This window comes from Anaerostipes stercorihominis (assembly GCF_057535655.1).
The window spans coordinates 53080-73731 of sequence record NZ_BAAJCL010000006.1; the positions used below are offsets into that span (position 1 = coordinate 53080).

The 20652-nt window shown below is 38.2% G+C and carries 19 protein-coding genes and 2 pseudogenes; 12 read left to right on the top strand and 9 right to left on the bottom strand.

All coding sequences use genetic code 11. The annotated features are described in order from the left end of the window. Nucleotides 1-147 precede the first annotated feature (147 nt). The 3 genes and pseudogenes from tnpC (at nt 148) to AC27EF_RS07620 (ending at nt 4179) form a co-directional block, all read left to right on the top strand. Nucleotides 148-1794, top strand: a pseudogene (gene tnpC, locus AC27EF_RS07610) (IS66 family transposase). A 324-nt stretch (nt 1795-2118) separates the two neighbouring features. Next, nucleotides 2119-3373: pseudogene (locus AC27EF_RS07615) on the top strand (DDE-type integrase/transposase/recombinase). 2 nt (nt 3374-3375) lie between these two features. Next, the gene (locus tag AC27EF_RS07620; RefSeq protein ID WP_390428669.1) at nt 3376-4179 is read left to right on the top strand and encodes an ExeA family protein; all 804 of its coding nucleotides are present in this window, start codon (nt 3376-3378) and stop codon (nt 4177-4179) included. Nucleotides 4180-4402: 223 nt separating this feature from the next. Here the strand turns inward: AC27EF_RS07620 and AC27EF_RS07625 are convergent, their stop codons facing one another. Then, entirely contained in the window at nt 4403-4798 is a 396-nt protein-coding gene (locus AC27EF_RS07625; RefSeq protein WP_257465780.1) for a replication initiator protein A, read from the bottom strand. A 111-nt stretch (nt 4799-4909) separates the two neighbouring features. Then, nucleotides 4910-5323, bottom strand: a complete 414-nt coding sequence (locus AC27EF_RS07630) for a cysteine-rich VLP domain-containing protein (protein WP_306814162.1) — start codon at nt 5321-5323, stop codon at nt 4910-4912. 360 nt (nt 5324-5683) lie between these two features. On the opposite strand from AC27EF_RS07630, the gene AC27EF_RS07635 reads away from it, so the two are divergent. Both AC27EF_RS07635 and AC27EF_RS07640 read left to right on the top strand, forming a co-directional pair. Beyond that, complete coding sequence (locus AC27EF_RS07635; protein ID WP_257465778.1) at nt 5684-6484, top strand: helix-turn-helix domain-containing protein; 801 nt, start codon at nt 5684-5686, stop codon at nt 6482-6484. 25 nt (nt 6485-6509) lie between these two features. Then, nucleotides 6510-7202 carry an aspartate/glutamate racemase family protein gene (locus tag AC27EF_RS07640; protein WP_257465777.1) on the top strand — a complete coding sequence of 231 codons (693 nt, stop codon included), beginning with the start codon at nt 6510-6512 and terminating at the stop codon, nt 7200-7202. Between the two features lie 1340 nt (nt 7203-8542). Here AC27EF_RS07640 and AC27EF_RS07645 read toward each other — a convergent pair. From AC27EF_RS07645 to AC27EF_RS07655, 3 genes are all read right to left on the bottom strand, one after another. Then, nucleotides 8543-8734, bottom strand: coding sequence for a hypothetical protein (locus AC27EF_RS07645; RefSeq protein WP_257465358.1), 192 nt, complete (start codon nt 8732-8734; stop codon nt 8543-8545). Then, a complete protein-coding gene (locus AC27EF_RS07650; protein WP_354184320.1) occupies nt 8734-9291 on the bottom strand; it encodes an accessory gene regulator B family protein in 558 nt (185 codons plus the stop codon). The genes AC27EF_RS07645 and AC27EF_RS07650 overlap by 1 nt, the downstream gene beginning before the upstream one ends. Nucleotides 9292-9441: 150 nt before the next feature. After that, nucleotides 9442-9792, bottom strand: a complete 351-nt coding sequence (locus AC27EF_RS07655) for a helix-turn-helix domain-containing protein (protein ID WP_257465357.1) — start codon at nt 9790-9792, stop codon at nt 9442-9444. 136 nt (nt 9793-9928) lie between these two features. Between AC27EF_RS07655 and AC27EF_RS07660 the strand changes: the two genes are divergently transcribed. The 5 genes from AC27EF_RS07660 to AC27EF_RS07680 all read left to right on the top strand — a co-directional run bounded on the left by AC27EF_RS07660 (nt 9929) and on the right by AC27EF_RS07680 (nt 15917). Then, the gene (locus AC27EF_RS07660) at nt 9929-10483 is read left to right on the top strand and encodes a hypothetical protein (RefSeq protein WP_257465356.1); all 555 of its coding nucleotides are present in this window, start codon (nt 9929-9931) and stop codon (nt 10481-10483) included. A 17-nt stretch (nt 10484-10500) separates the two neighbouring features. Next, the gene (locus AC27EF_RS07665; RefSeq protein ID WP_257465354.1) at nt 10501-11229 is read left to right on the top strand and encodes a LytR/AlgR family response regulator transcription factor; all 729 of its coding nucleotides are present in this window, start codon (nt 10501-10503) and stop codon (nt 11227-11229) included. Beyond that, nucleotides 11226-12530 (top strand): sensor histidine kinase, encoded by a 1305-nt coding sequence (locus AC27EF_RS07670; RefSeq protein ID WP_390428660.1) that lies wholly within the window; start codon nt 11226-11228, stop codon nt 12528-12530. The genes AC27EF_RS07665 and AC27EF_RS07670 overlap by 4 nt, the downstream gene beginning before the upstream one ends. A 93-nt stretch (nt 12531-12623) precedes the next feature. After that, on the top strand, nt 12624-12776 hold the full coding sequence (locus AC27EF_RS07675) for a hypothetical protein (protein WP_257465351.1): 153 nt from the start codon (nt 12624-12626) through the stop codon (nt 12774-12776). A gap of 63 nt (nt 12777-12839) precedes the next feature. Further along, nucleotides 12840-15917, top strand: coding sequence for a type 2 lanthipeptide synthetase LanM family protein (locus tag AC27EF_RS07680; protein ID WP_257465350.1), 3078 nt, complete (start codon nt 12840-12842; stop codon nt 15915-15917). Nucleotides 15918-16761: 844 nt separating this feature from the next. On the opposite strand, the gene AC27EF_RS07685 is transcribed toward AC27EF_RS07680, so the two are convergent. Together AC27EF_RS07685 and AC27EF_RS07690 are read right to left on the bottom strand one after the other, a co-directional pair. Further along, nucleotides 16762-18174: a relaxase/mobilization nuclease domain-containing protein gene (locus tag AC27EF_RS07685; protein WP_257465349.1), complete on the bottom strand. Its 1413-nt coding sequence runs from the start codon at nt 18172-18174 to the stop codon at nt 16762-16764. Next, nucleotides 18141-18464: a MobC family plasmid mobilization relaxosome protein gene (locus AC27EF_RS07690; RefSeq protein WP_257465348.1), complete on the bottom strand. Its 324-nt coding sequence runs from the start codon at nt 18462-18464 to the stop codon at nt 18141-18143. Before AC27EF_RS07690 ends, AC27EF_RS07685 begins: the two co-directional genes overlap by 34 nt. Before the next feature lie 248 nt (nt 18465-18712). Here AC27EF_RS07690 and AC27EF_RS07695 point away from each other — a divergent pair, with 248 nt between their 5' ends. Both AC27EF_RS07695 and AC27EF_RS07700 read left to right on the top strand, forming a co-directional pair. Further along, nucleotides 18713-19087 (top strand): MmcQ/YjbR family DNA-binding protein, encoded by a 375-nt coding sequence (locus tag AC27EF_RS07695; protein ID WP_257465360.1) that lies wholly within the window; start codon nt 18713-18715, stop codon nt 19085-19087. After that, on the top strand, nt 19084-19518 hold the full coding sequence (locus AC27EF_RS07700; RefSeq protein ID WP_257465347.1) for a flavodoxin family protein: 435 nt from the start codon (nt 19084-19086) through the stop codon (nt 19516-19518). Before AC27EF_RS07695 ends, AC27EF_RS07700 begins: the two co-directional genes overlap by 4 nt. A 59-nt stretch (nt 19519-19577) precedes the next feature. On the opposite strand, the gene AC27EF_RS07705 is transcribed toward AC27EF_RS07700, so the two are convergent. Both AC27EF_RS07705 and AC27EF_RS07710 read right to left on the bottom strand, forming a co-directional pair. After that, entirely contained in the window at nt 19578-19778 is a 201-nt protein-coding gene (locus tag AC27EF_RS07705; RefSeq protein ID WP_257465346.1) for a helix-turn-helix transcriptional regulator, read from the bottom strand. Nucleotides 19779-19834: 56 nt separating this feature from the next. Continuing rightward, on the bottom strand, nt 19835-20566 hold the full coding sequence (locus AC27EF_RS07710; RefSeq protein WP_257465345.1) for an XRE family transcriptional regulator: 732 nt from the start codon (nt 20564-20566) through the stop codon (nt 19835-19837). Between the last annotated feature and the right edge of the window lie 86 nt (nt 20567-20652).

Genomic DNA, 20652 nt, shown 5'->3' on the forward strand with positions numbered 1-20652 from the left:
GACAGCGGAGCTGTCAATCCCGTAAAAATCATGAAAAATACGACATCTTCCTGCATATTTCCTATATCCGGAAACGCAGTTTTCCATAGGAAAACAGCTGGGATCATGGTATACTTTTGATAATGATAAAAGCCGGGAGGACAGGACATGGAACCGATCTTTACAGATAAACAGCTGAATAACATGAGCCGTGAAGATCTGATCTCATTGATGAAGATCGTACAGGAACAGACAAAGAAGAAGGATACGGAGATCCAGCTGCTGAAGGATAAACAGAAGGAACTCGAATTCTTAAATGCCATGCTCTCTGACCGTCTTACCCTTGCACAGAGGAAACAGTTTGGTGCATCCAGCGAAAAGTATGCCGAAGGCTATGAACAGATGAACCTGTTCAATGAGGCAGAAGCCAGTGTGGATGCGGAAACAGAAGAGCTGTTTTAAGAGATCCGGCCATCCTCTTATAAACGTAAAAAGAGAAAAGGAAAGAAGGAAGAAGATCTTTCCAATTTTGAGACTGTTGAGACCAGGACCTATAAACTGGAAGGGGAAGCCCGTTACTGCCCGGAATGCGGAAAAAAATACAGCGTAGTAACAAAGGAAACCGTAAAACGCCTGCGTTTTGTACCTGCAAAGTTTGAGGTTGAAGAAGAGATCACTTATGTATACAGCTGTCCGAAATGCGGGGCCATGAAACGTCCGGAAAAAGAACCTTCCCTGATCCGTGGAAGTATCGCTACGCCTTCCCTTGTCGCCGGTATCATGAACGCTAAATATGTAAATGGGATGCCTCTGGCACGCCAGGAAAGAGAGTTTGCCAGATATGATCTTGATCTTTCCACAAAGACTATGGCAAACTGGATCATAAACTGTGCAGACAGATACCTGAAACCACTGTATCAGCTGATGAAAGAAGAACTTCTGGAAAGCAGATATATCCATTGTGATGAAAGCCGTATCCAGGTACTTGGAGAACCAGAGCAGAAAGGTACGACCCAGAACTGGATGTGGGTATACCTCACGGATGAGTTCAGTGGCTCCCCGCAGATGGTACTCTTCGATTATGAAAGGACCCGTGCGGGATATCATCCTGTAAACTTTTTAGGGAACAGGTTTCATGGGTATCTGACCTGTGATGGATATCAGGCTTATCACAGTTTAGGAGAAGGTATCATAATAAGCGGATGCCTTACCCATGCAAGACGGCGCTTTGATGCAGCCCTCACAGCATTGAAAAAAGACTTCACAAAAGAACAGCTGAAAGAGACAGTTGCATATCAGGCAATGTCAAGGATCGGGATTCTCTATAAGATTGAGGAGATGCTCCATGACAAAACACCGGAAGAAAAATATGAGGAGCGCCAGAAACAGTCCCGTCCGGTTATGGATGCCATGTTTGAATGGCTGCATACGATGGAAGGTTCTGTAGACAGGTCTTCCCTTATTGGTGATGCCATTTTGTATACGCTTAATCAGGAAGTATATCTGAGACGGTATCTGGAAGATGGACATCTCAGCATAGACAACAACAGTGCAGAACGTGCATTGAAAAACTTTGCAGTAGGACGCCGCAACTGGCTGTTTGCCAAAAGTGTACGGGGAGCAGATGCCAGTGCCCTTGTTTACAGCATTACAGAAACGGCACTTCTGAACCATCTGAAACCATACGCATATCTGACTTATATATTGGATGAACTCAGAAAAATGGGGGCTTTTCCTAAAGAGGAAGAATTAAAGAAACTGCTTCCATGGTCAGAGAATCTTCCGGAATACTGCCGTACTAAACTAAAAAAATAATAATAAGCCATCTGATAGAGAATCTGGCAGACAGCCAGGAGCAGTATCAGATGGCTTTTATAAAATGTCAATATACGAATGATTACCTACTTACAAACAACCTGAAATCCATAATCCGGAACTACCGGCTGCATTGGAAACAGCGGCTGCTCTCCATGATGCTCCACCTCCTTGACCTCTCCAGCCTGATCTCTGCGTGCTTTTCCTTCTTTTCCAGACAGTTCATGCAGATTAAATCCGTCTCCAATAAACTTTTTGTTCTGCCAACATAACCTTACACGACAGATCCTGGTTTATCCCTTATACTTTAGAAAAAGGAGGCAGATGAAACTTATGAAACAGGAAAAACAACAGGAAATCGCACTGATGCGCTATGGTGCCATCGCACCTATTATTGCTGGTCTTGATGAACGTTATCCTAGCAAGACCGCTTTTTACACAGAAATCTCTGCAAAAGGACTCCTGGGCCCCGATGGGAAGCTCCATCATTATGCTCCCGCTACCATTGAAAAATGGTATCTGGACTATCAGAACCATGGTTTTGAAGGTCTCGTCCCGAAAGGACGGTCAGATGCCGGCATGAGCCGCAAGCTTGACGAAGAACTCCAGGAAAGGATCCGGTATTTCAAGACCAACTATCCGCGCATGTCTGCGGCCGCTATTTACAGGCAGCTGAAATCCGATGGCTCTGTAATAAACGGACAGGTATCCGAATCCACCGTCAGCCGCTTTGTGAACCGGCTTCAATTGGAACTCCGGCAGACACCAAACAAGGATATGCGCCGCTATGAGCGCCCCCATATCAATGAAGTCTGGTGCGGGGACAGCAGTGTCGGTCCCCGCCTTACAGATCTGGATGGCAAAAAACACCGGGTCTATATCATTGCCCTGATCGATGATGCCAGCCGGTTCATTACCGGAATTGATGTGTTCTATCATGATAACTTTATCAGCCTGATGTCGGTCATGAGATCAGCCATAGCAAAGTATGGGCGCCCAAAAGTCTTCAACTTTGACAATGGTAAATCTTATAAAAACAGACAGATGGAACTCCTTGCCGCAAGAATCGGCACAACACTCAGCTACTGCCAGCCCTATACGCCCACCGGAAAAGCCAAGATCGAACGCTGGTTCCGGACAATGAAGGACCAGTGGATGGCAGCCCTTGACATGCGGGATTTCCATTCACTGGAAGAGCTGAGGGGCAGTCTGTATGCTTTTGTCCAGCAATACAACCAATCCCCCCATTCTTCCCTCCGTGGATGTTCCCCACAGGACCGTTTCTTCTCGGAACCAGAAGCAGATCCGCAGGCTTTCTGAGGAAGACATCCGCCAAAATTTCCTTCTGGAGATCGAACGCCGGGTATCTGCTGACAGTGTGATCGTCATCGACCAGGTCGAATACGAAGTTGATTATCGTTTTGCACGGCAGCGTATCCGCCTGCGCTATTCCCCGGATATGAAAGAAATCTTCATTGTGGAAGCTGACGGGACACTGGCACCGATCCGGCTTCTCAACAAAACCGAAAACGCATTGATAAAAAGAGAAAAAGTACGCTTATGCAAAGGAGATGAATGATCATGGATTACACTGCAAGATACGGACTGGAATTCAATCCTTTCCTAAAGAATTCAAAGGAAGTCCTTGTAGAAACACAGGAATACAAGGAGGTTCTGTTCCGTCTGAACTACCTGCTTACCACAAAAGGCTTCGGACTCCTGACCGGAAGTGCCGGAAGGGGAAAGACCACCGCTGTCAGGAACTGGGCTTGTGGACTGAACACTTCCCTTTATAAAGTAGTTTATTCCAGTCTTTCCACCCTGACGGTAAATGATTTTTACCGGAATCTGGCCGAGGAACTTGGAGCCCAGCCTGCATTCCGCAAGACCGATAACTTCAAGATCATCCAGGATGAGATCAACCGTCTGGTACTTGAAAAACGACAGACGCTTGTCATCATCATAGATGAAGCAAACTATATCGGAAACGCTGTGCTCAATGACTTAAAAATGCTGTTCAACTTCGAAATGGATTCCAAAGACCGGGCGGTTGTCCTCCTCTGTGGCCTGCCACAGCTCAACAGTACCCTGCGCCTAAGCATCCACGAACCTTTCCGCCAGAGAATTGTCATGAATTATAACCTGGAAGGCATGACAAAAGCAGAAGGGCATTCTTATGTTACTGCCAAACTGAATGGTGCCGGATGCACCCAAACGGTATTTGAAGATAACACACTTGAAGCGATCCTCAATGCTGCGAATGGGACTCCACGTATGATCAACAAACTGTGCAATGCAAGTCTGTTGGTTGGAAACAGCTCAAATTTAAATATCATAACCGCCGATGCCGTTATGCAGGCAATCAATGACTGCGAACTCGGATAGCTTTAGAAACCATCATGTAAAATAATCTGCATGATGGTTTTTACTCATAAAATAGTGTGCCGAAAATCCCCAAAACTATATGCTTCATACCATGATCAGACACTCAAAAAGACCTGTTTTAATCTGACGGAAAGGGCAGCGTTTAATTTGCTGAATAACACTATATACCGTCCGGTTTTCGTACTTCAAGAGGATTGATTATCGTACTCTATGAGTGCGGTTTTCAGTCCTCCGGCGTTCCATAACCGGATTTCTTGAAGTCGGTGTTTGGAACCGCTTCGTAGGATTTTGGGTAAATGCGGTTGGGTTTTCCACAGCCCTGTTTCCTAATGTCAATCAACTCCGCATACTGCAACTCCCGCAGGGTGTTGACGGCTTTCTGCCGTCCGCAGTGGAGCAGCTCCACTACCTCGTTGATGGGATAGTAGAGGTAAATCCGCCCGTATTCATCTGCCCAGCCGTTTTTTCGGGATAGGTCTGTCCGGCGCAGGATAAAGGCATACAGTACCTTTGCTTCGTTGGACAGTGGCGTGAATGTGGGGGCTTCAAAAAGGAAATTGGGAAGCCGGGTAAAGCTGACCGTCTTTTCCGGCTGATGGATATAAATGGTGTTTGTCATATCGTGTTTTGTGGACGGTTAGAAGCCTGTTTCCGGGGGCAGACGGTAGTTTCTATTGCCTACCCCTGTTCTGTGCTTGTAAAGCCTTGTAAATCAAGGACTTTTCAGCCCCTAACTGTCCACAGCAGACCTCCTTTTCCGTTCACTTTCTGTTTTCTGCCGTCTGTGAACTCTGGCGGCGCAGTCGGGGCAGTATTTCCCCCAGTTGGATTTGGGGACGAACACGCCGCCGCAGACCGCACAGCGTTTCAAATCCCTGCCCCGGTAAATTTCCGCTTCCAGCGTCCCGGCAAGGGGCAAGACCGCCCACCGAAACCATTTACAGCAGACCGAGAAAGAAATCATCTGCGGGCAGGTGTGGGTGTCCCCAGCGTCAAGGAGCATACAGTTCCCGTCCTCATAACAGCAGCACTCCCTGCGGATCAGGGCGTTTGCCTGTTTCCTCTGTGCCGGTGTCATGCGGTAAAGGGAACCGTCCTGCCTGCGCTCTATGGGCGGCAGTCGTTTATATGGATTTTCTATCATGCGTCCCTCCATTTGTTCTCCGTTGCCGTTCTCCCCGAAAAGGCCTCCTGCCCCATTCCTGCGGAGTGTTCCGGCGTTGGCACGCTCCCCATAACTTCGGGACATTTTGTCCCGAAGCCACCTCTGGACATTTTGTCCCGAAGTCGGCTCCTTGCGGTGCTTCCCCCGCCGGATATTCCTTTTCGGACGGTCATTCTGTTTTCAAGGTGCTGTCCATCGATGAACTACCCTAAGTCTACACGAAAAAAATGCAATCCCCGAAATTTTGCGAGAATTGCATTTTGATGAAGTTTACACTTTGAAAATTGTATTTTTGAAATTTTGCTGTATAATGGAGATATACGGAGGAGGTGCGTGTCTATGGCTTTACCCGGAACACCCGGACAGCGGATTTCCGATTTATGTAACGGAAACCACATCACACAAAAGGAACTTGCGGAGAAGATAGGCGTTTCCGCTTCCCAGTTGAGCCGGATTGTCAGCGGCGAAACGAGAACGGTCAGCAGTGATATTCTTATAGGTGTGGCAAAAGAATTTAAGGTATCAACAGACTACATACTGGGCTTATCCACTGTAAGCGTCCGTAAAAGCTATGATATTTCTGAACTGGGCTTATCCGAGGGAGCCGTGAGGGGGCTTGTGACGGGCGCAGTCGATGTGCAAATCCTTAACCGCCTTCTGGAACACAGAAACTTTCCGAAGCTGATAGATTTGATACGGATTTATTTTCAAGATACGGCGGCAAAGGGGATAATGGCACGAAACCAGCTTATCGAGATAGCGACGGCTTCCCTGTCCGACCTGATGAAAGAACACCCGGAACACAGGACAGAAGCAAAGCAGGATTTACAGCTATTGAACGCACAGAAGATGGGGGAGCATGAAGCTGAGATTGAGAAAATCAAGAGCGTGTTCCTTGCCATCCTGCGGGATATTAAGAAAGACATGGAAAACAGAGAACAGCCGGGGGAAGCTGTAACCGCCGCTATGTTTCAGACCATGCGGAACGCATTGGCGGAGCAGAAACAAAACACAATTTCCGTTGATGATATAACAGCGATGATTACCGGACAGATCGGGCAGCTTGCGCCGATGGACGACGAAACTGCCGAACTATTCCAGCAGTTGGCAAAAAAGATGATGGAGCAAACCAATAAATAATCTATGCAATATTAGAGGTAACTTAATGAAAAAAATAGGACTTGTCGGAGGGATTGGCCCCGCTTCAACAGTAGAGTATTATTTGGGACTTATACAAAAAAGTTTGAATGAACAAAATAACAGCATATATCCAGAAATTGTGATTGATAGTGTAAATATGCTTAAACATGATGTGGCGCTCGAAAATAGTGACTATTCAGTTTTAGGAGAATATTTACTTTCCAGTCTCTCCAATTTGAAAGCGGCTGGTGCAGAGATTGCTGCTATTACCGCAAATACAGAACATATTGTGTGGGATAGAATATGCAATAATTTCCCGCTACCTGTAATCAGCATTGTCGAGGAAACCATTAAGGAACTTAAGCGGCTTCGTTTCAAAAAAGCACTTATCTTTGGAACAGAATCAACTTTGCGTAGCGGTCTTTATGAAAAAGCATTAACAGCAAACGGGATAAAAGCGGTTATCCCATCTAACGCAGAAATATCTCTATTAGGGAAACTGATATACCCCAATTTAGAGAATGGTATAGTAATTCCAAGCGATAAAGAGAAAATGATTGCACTGGCAAATAAATATATTGCAAAAGAAAATGTAGATGCACTCATTCTTGGCTGTACTGAGTTGCCACTTGCCATAAAATCCGAAGATGTTAATGTTCCAATTGTAAATACAACCCAAGTACATATCAACGCAATTTACCAATATGCGATTCAATAAAAATAGCAAAGCCAACCGAGCCAGTCAACGGTCAAGATGAACGGCGCATTTCATGCGCCGCCGTTGACAGCACGCCTGTCTTTGCTGATGAGCAATCAAGGCGGGAAAGCCCTAAAATGGCTTCCCGCCCATTTCAATTTTGAGACACTCCAAAATCAGAAAGAGAGCGGCCAAGCACTTTGAGGGATTGGCCGCCTTGTCCACCCATTCAGCGGGACGGCGAGCGGCGGTCAAGGCCGGATGTAAACTCGTTCATTTCAGCTTTGACGGTTGCCCGCTGTCCTGCTACTTTTCCAGAAGTGTGGCCACAACTTCGGGACATTTTGTCCACAAGTCGGGCGTAGGACGAAGGACGGGGCTTCATATCTGCCGCCGTTCTCTGAAACCAGCCCCATTTTTTGTTCATTCCCATTCACAAAAAGTCAGCCTGTTTTCCTGCCGGAGCAAGTAGGGCGCAAAAAGCACCGCACCCCGTTTCCCCCGTCAGCCACGCCAGCAGGTATAACACACTACACTTTGCAAGCAAAGTCGTGTGCCAAAGGGGAAGCCCCTTTGGAAACCCCAGACAACAAAACAGGCTGAATATCTCGCACTTTTCCGGTGCTTAATACTCAGCCTTTATTTGTTGTCAGCAGCCCCCGTTTCGTGGTCTGCGTGTAGTTCCTTGTAAACTAACCTAAGCAACTGTTAATAAAACTTTGGTTTATGATACTAAGCTATAATGATGTCTCTCCACTTCTATGTAGATGATTAAAATATAAAAATTTGCAGTAACTTAGAGGGGGAATATTTCAGAGGATATAAATATTCAAAATCATGTAAAATAAACCTGAAGATTTGGAGATTTTATTCGTAAGTGCATCAAAATATGACGTAGGTAAGTAGTTTCCATCCGGCACCCAAAAAAGGTTTTACATGTTCGAACCATAACCACAGGTTTTCTTCGGTCCTGCTGAAAGAATGCATATCCAGGAAAATATAGTAAAGTGTCAGGATATGTTTTGTACTTTTGAGGACGGTGTTCCTATACCGTGCATTAGCCATTTCCTGAAGAAATCTCTCTATAATCGTAAGCGCAAAATAATTCGACGGATTGTGTTGCTGTTGCGCTTACGTCTAAAAAGTTGAATACTGAACTATTTGGACTTTATAGTGATGAGTCTATTATCTCACACAGGATGATTTTGGACAGGTACTTACTATTTGGCGTTTACGAATTTAGTTTATAATGAAATGTTTTGTTTTGTTTTTTAAACAACAATAAAATATCCTCATTGAAAAATATTTTGATTCACATAATTTCAATGAGGATATTTTTATTGGAAACGGAGTGGTAAATATTATTTTATAATGGAATCTTTCTTCCTAGTTGATTTTGAAGGATTAGGAGTAGAAGGGGAGTGTTGTTGAATCCTAGAAGTCAATTGCTCTGGTTTAGGGGGCTGGTAACTAAAACCAGCTGAAGGTAAACCTCCTCCGATTATAGCTACATGATTAATTAATTTTGCTACATAATTCAGTAAATTACGCATTACGTTTTCTCCTTCCTACTTTTGGGAATTAAAATTAATATTACCATAGTTATAGTTGATTCCATTGCAATTATTGAGTATGTTTCTGGAAGTGGAGACAGGCTTAATATAATATACATTGAAAGTTCAACAGTCAACAATAAAAAAAGAGTTTTTTTATAAGAGAAATCTATTAGAAGAATAGTTATAAAAAACAGATATAATATACAAATGGTATAACATAATAAAATTATTGAGTTTAATATTGGGTGTACTATTACAAATTGCGGTAAAAATAATTCGCAAATGAATAACGTGTTAGTTATTAAAAAGCATTTTCCATAAGAAGGTGCATGATAACCTCCGAGAATAAATCTTGGAATTGCAAAATAGCTTATGAATATTAAACCTGAAACTATACTCTGAAGTAGTGTAGCTGTTATAAGTATTGTAATAGCAGTTATAAAAGTTGAGTAAAAAAGATTAAAGCCATAAATATATATATCTTTTTGTTGCAATTTTATACATCCATATCGTATTAGCAAATTCGTGCTTTTTTCAGAGATATATTTTAGCATTATTATTACCTACCAATCTAAATCATTCTATCATAAAATAACACAAATTAATAATATGTCCGTAAATTGTTAAAAATTGACTGCGTATTATGTTCAGGGGTCAAATAAAGCTTAATTACAGACAAAATGATAAATTAAAAAAATATGCTATTATATGTCTGGATAAAGGTTTAATATTAAACGCATGTTTTCTAAAAGATATTTCTTTTGCGTTGGAGTAAGCAATGTTAGCATTTCTAAAATTTTTTGGGAATCATTATCTGAGTAAAGTCCAGCTATATTTATATAATCACAAAGTATAATTTCTAGGCCAGAATTAAGGGCTTCGCAGATATCAAGCAAACGCTCCAGACTGACCATATGCATACCTCGTTCTAAACTACTTATTGTTGACCAGGATACTCCGACTTTTTCTGCCAGCTGTTCCTGCGTTAAACCTATCGACATTCGAGAAGCTCTTATACGAGAGCCTATTTTTACACCTAAATCCGTACTTTGCATTAGGTTTGCCTCCTTTTCGATTAGTGTATCAGTATTTAGACTAATGTTGTATTGAGTAAAATGCGATGTTCTTTACAAATATGCTATATACTGATAGGATTATTATTGGTATATTAGGAAAGGAGAATACAGTAATATGAAGAAACCAGAAGATTTTGTGGAAGAGGTAGAGGCAATAAAATTAGCATTAGGAACAGTTCAATATAGTGGGATATCTATTAAAGTATCGTTTGAGTTATGCCTTAGAAAATATCTTGAGCTATTTGAACATACTGGAGATAGTAGATATTTAAGAAATGCATTGCTGCATATGCAAGCTTTTCTTGAAATGGGATTTGTATATGAAGAATTTGCAGATTTATTTGATAGAATATTAAGTGAAATAGGATTTGACAAAGAAGAAGTGTTTCCAAAGAGATTTTATAGTGCAGCTAAAGTAAAGTTAGTTAAAGGAGAGGTAAGAAAGATGATACCTAGATGGTCAGCTTCAAAATATCATACTTTGCCAATAAATGAAGTTGTGAATGATATTATTGAAAAAGTAACAAAAAAAAGAGAAGGACATTACTATTACCATAGTAATCAAAATCCACAAAAAAAAGATGATGATATTTATGAATTGGTAATTACAAATGAGGAATGTTTTTTTTATGATATTTCCAGGAAAAAATATTATATGTTTGTTGAATGATCGGTGGAGGTTTAATTATGGTACTGAAAATGGCAATTGTTGATGACGATACATTGTTTTTACAGGATATAGAAAAAATATCATATGAATTTCTAAAAAAGGAAAAAGTTATTGCTTCTATCGATACATTTACAAGTCATAGAATGCTTTTATATGAATTGGATGAGGATTCTTATTATGATCTTTTTCTATTAGACATAGAAATGAAGGATGACAACGATATAAACGGAATACAAATTGCAAAAAGAATTCGCGAATACAATAGGGATTCAATTATTATTTTTGTTACATCGCATATGAAATATACATTAGATGCATTTAAAGTCATTGCTTTTCGTTATATTCCAAAGAATGAATTAAAAAAGGGTTTGGAAGAAGCATTGCAAGAAACTATTAAGGAATTACATGAGAGAGAAAAGAGTTTTTATCTGATTGAAACAATAACTAAATATATAAAATTGTATTATACAAATATTTATTACATATATAAGGTTGGAAAATATTCAATATTTGTTTCTACAACTGGAGAATATAAAGTTCGAAAAAGTTTGGCTACAGTATTTAAAGAGCTTAATTCTTTGGAATTTGTATTTGTAGAAAGGGGATTCATTGCCAATATAACACATATAGACCGGATGGAAGATGAAAAAGTATTTATGGATAATGGTATAGTGCTAAAGGTTAGCAGACCACAGATACATATGGTAAAAGAAAAGATAGCAGAATACTGGGGAGAAAATACATGATTGTTTTATACAATGTAATAGAATTTTTGATTTCCTTTGTAGAAACGTTAATTTGCTATAGATTTGTTAATCTTTTTTTCAAAGACAGATTAAATACTAAAAGAAAAAAAATTATGGAATTGTTATATTCATTACTTATAACAATTTGTATTTTTTTAAATAATCAGATTAGTCTTTTCTCAAATTTTTTGTTGATTTTTGTAATTGTGGTTATGGGGATCTCTTCCATGCTTTTATTTAAAGCAAAGTTCTTTCAAAGCGTAACAGTGGTAGGAGTATACTATCTAGGAATTATGATTTTCGATTTGTTTTCAATTTTTATAATAAGTGTATTAACAGCTAATGATAAAGTTGGGGGAATTTTAATCAGCCAACAAGGATTGGAACGAATTCTGTATATCTGTGCGATGAAATTATGCTTAATTGTTTTTTATTTATTCTTGAGAGATAAAAACATTAAGTATGAAGTGTTTTTAAAATATTGGGGATTCTGGCTTACATTATGCCTTATTGGATATAGCGCTCTATTTTATTTTCAGAGGTTTGCAGTTCGCAATCTAACAGAAGTATTGGCCTCAAATTGGCTTTTCTTTTTAGCTATTTTATTAATGTTTCTGTTATTGTTTTATATGTATATTAAATATAGAGACTATGAGGAAAAAAACGCTATTATTAACGTGAGAAATGAAGTGCTGGAAAAAAGTTATGCAAATATACGAAAATTGTATAAGGATAATGGACATGTGATGCATGATTTTAAAAATCATATTGCTATTATCTCAAACTATATAAGAAGTTCAGATTATCAAAAAGCACTAGACTACATTGATAGTATTGCACAACCTATTCGTAAGATTGAAAATACAGTATGGTCTGGCATTGAAATTGTTGATATCGTATTAAACTGTAAAATTGCTGAGGCTGAGATGCATAATATAAAAGTGACGATCGATGTTAATATTGCATCGCCACGTGTAATAGATATGGATTTTTGTACGATATTATCGAATCTTATGGATAATGCTATAGAAGCATCTATGGAAGATGTGGAAGCAAGAAGATACATTAAATTTACTATGAAATCTGTAAATAATATGCTTGTGATAAAGGTCAAGAATAATGTTGCAGAAAAGCCGAAACTATTAGAGGGTTCGAGACTTGAAACAACAAAAAAAGATAAAAAAGCTCATGGTATTGGTTTGGAAAGTGTGGAGTTTTGTGTTAACAAGTATAATGGTAATATGAAATTTAATCTAGGAGATACTTATTTTGAGGTGCGGGTTTTGCTTCTTTCAACATAATTGCGGTCAAAAAACTACAATTCACAGCCAAATTTGACTATAAAGATAGTAAATATGGTAAATTTGAAACTAAAAAGAAAGGAGACAATAATTATGCAAAAAGAAAGCAAAACAGATATTCTTAAACAATCAGGAGACTTACTAGGAGAAGTTTGTGAAGCGAAGAAACTGAGTAAGGCTTCAGATGATGAAATTATTACACTTACTGTTGAATGTAGTGCCTTTTTTACTCTTGTTTGTTGCTGATATAGTATGCCAAAGTGGGAGCAATGCTGAAAAACATTTGCTCCCGCTTTTTAGGAGTTGCAAATGCGAAAAGATAAAAATTTGTATGAAGTTACATTTGAAAAAAATAATATAAATTTGAATTTAGATTTATTAGAGTACTGGCAGAGGATAATTGGCATTTCGAGCGTTGAATATGTGAAAAAAAAGTGGCCATTTGTTTTCACTTGTCTAAATAATTATTTAGATAAAGATAGTGAAAATTTGAAATACGAAAAAATCAAGGAATATTATTGGGAACATGAAATAGAAGTGGATAAATGCATTGTAGAGAATTATAAAAGTAAAAATCTGGGATGCTTTTTTTATGATTTTTTATCATTAACTTTTAATATTCTGAAGGATAATAATAATTTAATCTATATTTGCAAGGAAGTATACTTAAACTATTTGGATTCAATTTATAGTAGGTTAATGCTTGTTACTGTACGCTCATTAATATTTGAAATGAATTTATGGAATAAAAGCCATTCTTTTGCCGGTACTGCAAATGAGGCATATCAAAATTATTGTAATAGATGTTTGCTAGATAGAAACTATCGAATTTCTTTTTATAATAAATATCCCGCAGTGTTTCGGGGGGTACTGGAAACAATAATTTTTTCGATTGAAAATTTCAACACGTTTATCAAAAGACTTTTGAATGATAAAAATCAGATTGAAAATGTTCTTTGTCAAGAAAATAAATTCTCTAAGATCGTAAAATTGGAAAGTAATTTTTCAGATTTACATTGTGGCGGGAAAAGTGTTTTTAAAATACAGCTAGATAATGATTATACAATAATTTACAAACCACATTCAGTTAAGAATGAAGTTGTATATCAACAAATTACAAAAAAAATAGGAAGAAAATGCGGAATACGGATGTACACTTATAAATGTATTGAACATGCAAATTATGGATGGACAGAATATGTAGATTATGTACCCTGCAAGAATTTGGCTGAGGTGAGACGTTATTATAGAAGGATGGGAATCCATATTTTTGTATGCTATCTTTTAAATTCTTCAGATATACATGCAGAAAATCTTATTGTCCATGGTGAGTATCCAGTAATTGTTGATATGGAGACGATTATTTCACCGTATGAAAATAATAAATTCATAGAGCTAGAAGATAAAATAGATGTTATGATTCATCAATCTGTTTTACATTCAGGATTATTACCTTTTTACATATGGTCACAGGAAAATGAAAGTGGGGTTGATGTTAGTGCATTGAACAGGAGTTTAGGTCAAGTTTTGCCAATTAAAGTGCCTGCTATTGATAATGCATTTCGTATAGATATGAAAATAAAATATGTTAAAGCTATTAGCAATATAAGAAATAACTTATTATTTTTGGATGGAGAGCTTATGGCTCCATATGAATTTCGAGAATTAATAATTGAGATGTTTAGAGAGGCATATTTAGTATTTCTCAAAAATACAAATGATATTCTTAAGATATTTAAAAGACTCTCAAGTACAAAAATTAGAGTTGTTATGCAAAATACTCAGCAATATTCTATGATGTTATCTTCATCTTTTCATCCTGAGTTGACGAAAAATGTGATAGATCGACAGATATTTCTTTATGGATTATACGATATGAAGAAGAAATGTAATGAAGATGTATTAGAGTCAGAAGTGAAAGATCTACTACAAGGAGATATACCATATTTTTATTGCAATATGAATAGTTTAGATATATACGATTCAAGAAATGACAAAATTGAGGGATTTTTTCAGCATAGTATCATGGAACAAATCATAAAACATATTCAATTTTTGAATAGGAAAGATATAGAAAGACAATGTATTTTTATACGAATATCACTGAGTATGACAAAATATTCAGAACTAAAACATAAACTTAACGTATCTGCAGTATATAAATCAGAGGTTGGATTTAAAAAAGAAAAAGTAATTACATTAGCAAAGAAATATGGCGATTTTTTAATTAACTCAGCAATATATAACAATGATAAAACAGATGTTAATTGGATAGGGATTAAGGTACAAGATAATGATAGAAGTGATTGGCATTTGGCTCCACTTAATAGGTACTTTTATGACGGGAAGGCGGGAATAGCATTTTACTTTCATGTATTAAAAAAAGAAGGTATGAAAGAATTTAACCATATATGTGATATACTTGATGAAAGTTATTTTAGATATACAAATCAAATGCTAGCAGATTGCAAACAAGAGAAAGTATGTATAGGTGCCTATTATGGTGAAGCATCAATATTATATCTATATGAATTATGTTATCATCTTTATAAAGATGATAAGTATTTATTTTATTGTGAAAAACAAGTAGAAGTGTTGGAAAAATATTTTAAAAAGGATAATAAATATGATTTGATTTTCGGAAATGCGGGAGCGATTCTAACAATAATTAATTTATATGATTTGACAAATAAAAGTAAATATTTGTCTCTTGCAAAGGAGATGGGAAACTATTTATTAAAAAAAAGTAGTTATTTGGATAAGGGTATTGGTTGGAAAAGTGATATTAGCCCGAATTATCTGGCAGGACTTTCTCATGGGAACAGTGGATTCTCTTTAGCTTTTGCTTATTTATATAGTAGGACAAAAGAAAAACAGTATATAGAGATTATAAAGGATATTTTAGAATATGAAAATTCGTTGTATAATCCGGTCACTAATAACTGGAAGGATCTTCGAAGAGGAGATTTTGATAATAACATCGATAGTATGGCATGGTGTCATGGAGCTTCAGGCATTTTAATGTCGCGACTTAAATTGCTAGAATTAATGAAAGGAACTGTATTAGAGAGCCTTATTTTAAATGATGTTATAAGAGCTGCGCAAAAGGTGATGAAGCTTCAGATATTGCAAGGAAACTGTTTATGTCATGGGAATTTTGGTACAATCAGTATATTAAGACATTATGGGGAAAAAATGGGATGTTATGAAGCTATTGAATTGTCAAAGTTCATGTTAAATTATATTATGAAATCTAATGAAGATGATTTTATAAAAGATTGTGAAAGATATAACCCAGGTATTATGATTGGCGCAACAGGAATCTATTATGCAATGCTTAAGCAAGAAATATCCCTGTTACCAGAAATACTATTATTGGAAATTTAACTATAGGATAGAGGTAGTGCTCTGAGTTACAGGAATGAAGTATAATCGATGGTGTCAAGCGATTTATGAAAAACTGAATTAAAAACTATGAATGAGTAAATCTCAAATATTGCACAAAATAAAGACACCCTCTATTGAATGATGTATAATTGTAATAACGACAAAACAATCTTACACATACAACAAGGGGGTGCCTGTTGCAAACAGTATACATTGTATACATCATTCTAATCATATTTACAATTACTTTAAATCTTTAAAACTCGGATTATTCTTATCCGATGTGTACCTCAACCATTTAATGACTATCATGGTCTCGATTTTCTTGCGTGGTTATCGAGGAAAAACCATTGATTTCGCTGAAGTCAGCTGTCAGCACAGAACTACAACCGCTTATTTCCTGAATCATGGAAAATGGAATGATTCTGAACTCCAAGATGTTTTGAAACGCAGCGTGATACAGACTATTTACCGGGAGGCACTGCTCTCTGGTAAGCCCATTTTCTGTATTGTGGATGATACAATCGCTTCGCATACAAAGCCCTCGTCACAGCCATTGCATCCTATTGAAGCGGCGTATTTCCATCAGTCTCATTTAAAGGGCTGTCAGGATTATGTGCATCAGGTCGTTTCTGTCATGTTATCCAGTAATGGCATCATCTTGAACTATGCAGTTATCCTGTACGACAGATCAAAATCAATCAAAAATCCGAATTGTACAGAAGTTTGCGGAAGAACTTCCTGTGGCACCTGTGATCTCTTACTTTCTGAATATTCTTGTGCGGGAGGAGCCGCCAGTCCGGTGTGGCGAGGTTCTTCCGCAATTATCCGTTTTTATCTTGCCTCATATAGCACAGTTTTGCTTCCAGCAACTCTCTGTTACATTTTCCGTGACAGAAACAGGTTCCCTTTTTGCCGGAAGTAAGTCTGAACTGATTTCTGGAGCATCGAGTAGCGCAGTGAAATTCTGCTGAATGATTTCCAGGGTTTTCTGCTTTTTCTGTAATTCCTGTTTTTCCCGGAGGGTAGCAGCCTGTTCAGATTCAAGATTTTCAATCTGCTTCTGGATTTTATTAGAGCTTGGGATTTTGGTAACACCGAGATCCTGAAGCTCTTTTTTTAGTGAATCGTGGAGCTGGTATTCTGCCAGATGCTTGGAACGGTATTCTTTTGGATTTTTTGCAGATTTGCAATCTTCTATCACTTTACGACAGAGCCGGTAAGAATCACAGTGTTTCTGAATGACTTTCTGCGTGCTCAGATCACTGGTGATTTGTGCTATTCTCAGATCAGCCGCTTTAACAGAAGCATCAACATCAGAAATATGCTGTTGGAAATCTTCATAATTCAGCAGGTTATTTTCAGAAAGATAGTTGAAAGTACGAGCCGCTTCTTTCAGGTTATTGAGTTTTGCCCATCGTTCAAATCCTTCTCGATTGCCGGTCGTAACATACGTGGAGATATTGATATACAGGCGGGCTTCTCTGGACAGATGCTTTGGAGCTTTCGCTTTGCTACGATTTTTAGCCAGACGGATACGGACATTTTCTTCCGAATAATAGCTTCCGAGAGATTTCATATAAGTGAAGTTTTTCTGTTCCGGTGCACGGAAGGACAGATGTTTTCCCTGTCGAACTTCATATCCTGCTAACTGCATCTTTTGTAGAAATTCCTCATAGTTGATGGAAGTCCAGATTGCCTTATCAACTGCAACACGCAGTTTGGCTTTCCAACTGGTGCCACGATGATATTCCATATTCTCTTTATAGCTTTTACCTTTTTCTCCGGTTGGCATACTGGTGGCGAGTCCATTTTCATAGCAGATACAATTACTGATTCTGCAGAGTTTGTGGTAGCTTCGCTTATTGGAAACATACTTGTGATGGTCAACAAAGCTTGCGGCATTGAAGATGATGTGATTGTGTATATGATTTTTGTCAACATGGGTGCTGATCACGTATTCATATTTTCTTTTCAGTACTTCGTCTGCAAATTGCTGTCCTAAGCGATGGGCAGTTTCGGCATCAACTTCTCCAGGTTTAAATGACTGGATCAGATGAAATGCCAGGTTATCACCTTTGTCCATTCCATTCTTTTTTGCCATTTCTCTAGTCATAGAAAATTCAAGATCTGCAGTTTCCGGGGAGCAGCCAAAACTGGAAACTAACAGTTTTTCATCTGTCTTATCTGGATTTGTAATATAGTCCAGAGCTTTCTTGTCTGTTACTTTAATTGGGAAGATCTTAAGATACGCCATAATTCTTTCACCATCTCTTTCAATTCTTGCATTTCTTCCGGATATAGATCTCCGGTGGTATTTACTTTCTTTGCAATCTGATTAATATTCACACCAATCTTGTGCATTTCCTCATACTGTTTCTTCAGAGGAGTTGTATCTGTGTTGACGATGTAGCCGTCGATTGCCATCTTACGCAGATAAGCTCCCATGTTCTTGGTTTTTGATTCTATCATCTTCCTGCGGATTAGCTTTCGTTCTTCTTCGGTGACATAAAAATGAATTTCTTTGTTTCTTTTTCTTTCAGCCATTAGCAGTTCCTCCTTTCTGCGAGGGCAGTATTACCGTTGCTTTCAGCATTTTCAATTTAGGGCAGGGTACCCTAAATTGGGATTTTCCGGAAGTGTATCCTCACTTCCTGTCCTTGCTGTTTTACCCCTCTATTAGTTAAAGTCAGGAGATAAAGAGAAATGCAAAAGAATTTGGCAGGTAGTATGCTATACGAAAATGTGATATGATTATGGACAGGACATCAGAAGAAGCAGGAGTTGAACAGATTTTGAAAAAGGAAGAAATATTTGATTATGTGAAGAAGCAGTACGGTACAGTTCCAGAATATCTATGGAGTAAACTGCCGGACAGTGCAGTTCTTCGCCACAAAAATGGAAAATGGTATGCGGTGCTCATGACTGTTGAAAAATCGAAACTTGGATTAGATGGAAATGATACAGTTGATATCATGGACGTAAAGTGTGATACGGAAATGACCAACATGATTATTCAGACTTATGGATTTTTACCAGGATACCATATGAATAAGCAACATTGGATTACGATTTTACTGGATGGTTCAGTCAGTGAAGCTAAGACACTGGACTTTTTGGATATGAGCTATGACCTGATTGACGGAGCAGGCAGAAAGGAAGAAAAATGAGAAAAGCAATCGTATATGCATCAGTACATCATGGAAATACAGAAAAATTAGTAAAGAGGATAGCAGAAGAGTGTCAGGTAGATTTAATTGATACAGTAAAACAGCAGAAGGCAGACTTGAGTGACTATGATATGATTGGATTTGCGTCAGGAATCTATTATTCAAAATTTCATCAGTCGATTCTGAAATTTGCAGAGAGAAATTTGCCGGAAGATAAAAAAGTATTTCTGATCTGCACTTATGGCGGAAGTGAGAATTATAAATCCATAGAACAGACTTTGAAGAAAAAACATGCCAGCGTAATTGGAAAATTTGGCTGTAAAGGCTATGACACATTCGGACCGTTTAAACTGGTTGGTGGTATCGCAAAAGGACATCCGAATGAAGAAGATATGAAGAATGCAGTAGACTTCGTAAAAGGATTACATTGATTTTTGAGCAAAAGGAAACCGGGGCTTTTTTTGCGCCTCGGTTTTCTGGCTGCTGTGCTTCAGTCTTCAACTTGAAAAATATCTTCTACTGGCACTTTCAGGTAATGTGCCAATCGGATTGCAATCTCAAGGGAGGGATTGCGTTCCCCACGTTCGATGCGGCCTATGGTCTGGCTGCAGGAACCGACAGCTTCTGCCAGATCTGCTTGAATGAGATTTCGCTCTTCACGAATGTCTTTCAGGGTATTATTGATCGCCATTCAATCACTTCCTTTACTTATTGTTATCAGCAGAATCATGAATCTGCTGTTGAAATCTAATGAAATCCTGGAATTTCTTCACCTTTGCATTTCCCAATTACTTTTCCAAAAATCTTAAAAGAGTCAGATTCCAGAACCTGAATAGGACGGTATTTTTTATTTAAAGAGATCAGATAAACACCGTCTGGCTCATCATGTAATTCCTTAATGTAAGTATTGCCATTGAGATAAAAGATTCCAACTTCACCATTGGCAAGGGAGTCTTTTTTCTGAATCCATGCAACATCGCCAGTATGATAAAGTGGCTCCATACTGTCACCGGAGATTCGTACACCAAAGTCTGTCTGATCAGGAGCAAGATGCCCTACATCATAAGTTTCCTTTACAGAATCCTCAAGATAATTTCCGGTACCAGCAGAAACCGATTCCCAGGTAATATCTACAGGATGATGGAACGGGATAATTTTTGCAGACAGAGGAGAGAACTTTTTAGAAGCTTTCAAAATATCTGCAAATTCAATCAATTTATTTCTGCCCTCTTCATTCAATCCATTCATAATGTTATATGGATTTTCTCCAAAGAAGGATTCATATATATCTTCAATATCAAGTAACTGGCAAAGTGTCAGGAAAACATGTAAAGCTGGTTCACGTGCACTAGTCTCCCATTTGGAGATTGCTTTTGTAGTGACCTGAATACCCTCCTGAGAAAGCAATTTTACCAGGTCTGATTGAGAATATCCTTTCTTTTTTCTATTTTCTGCTAATATTTCCCCGAAATCACGCATTTGTTCGCCTCATTTCTATTTGGATTTTCTATATGCATTATACCGCATGTTAGAAATAAAATCAACAACAATCTCCAAAACGGAGA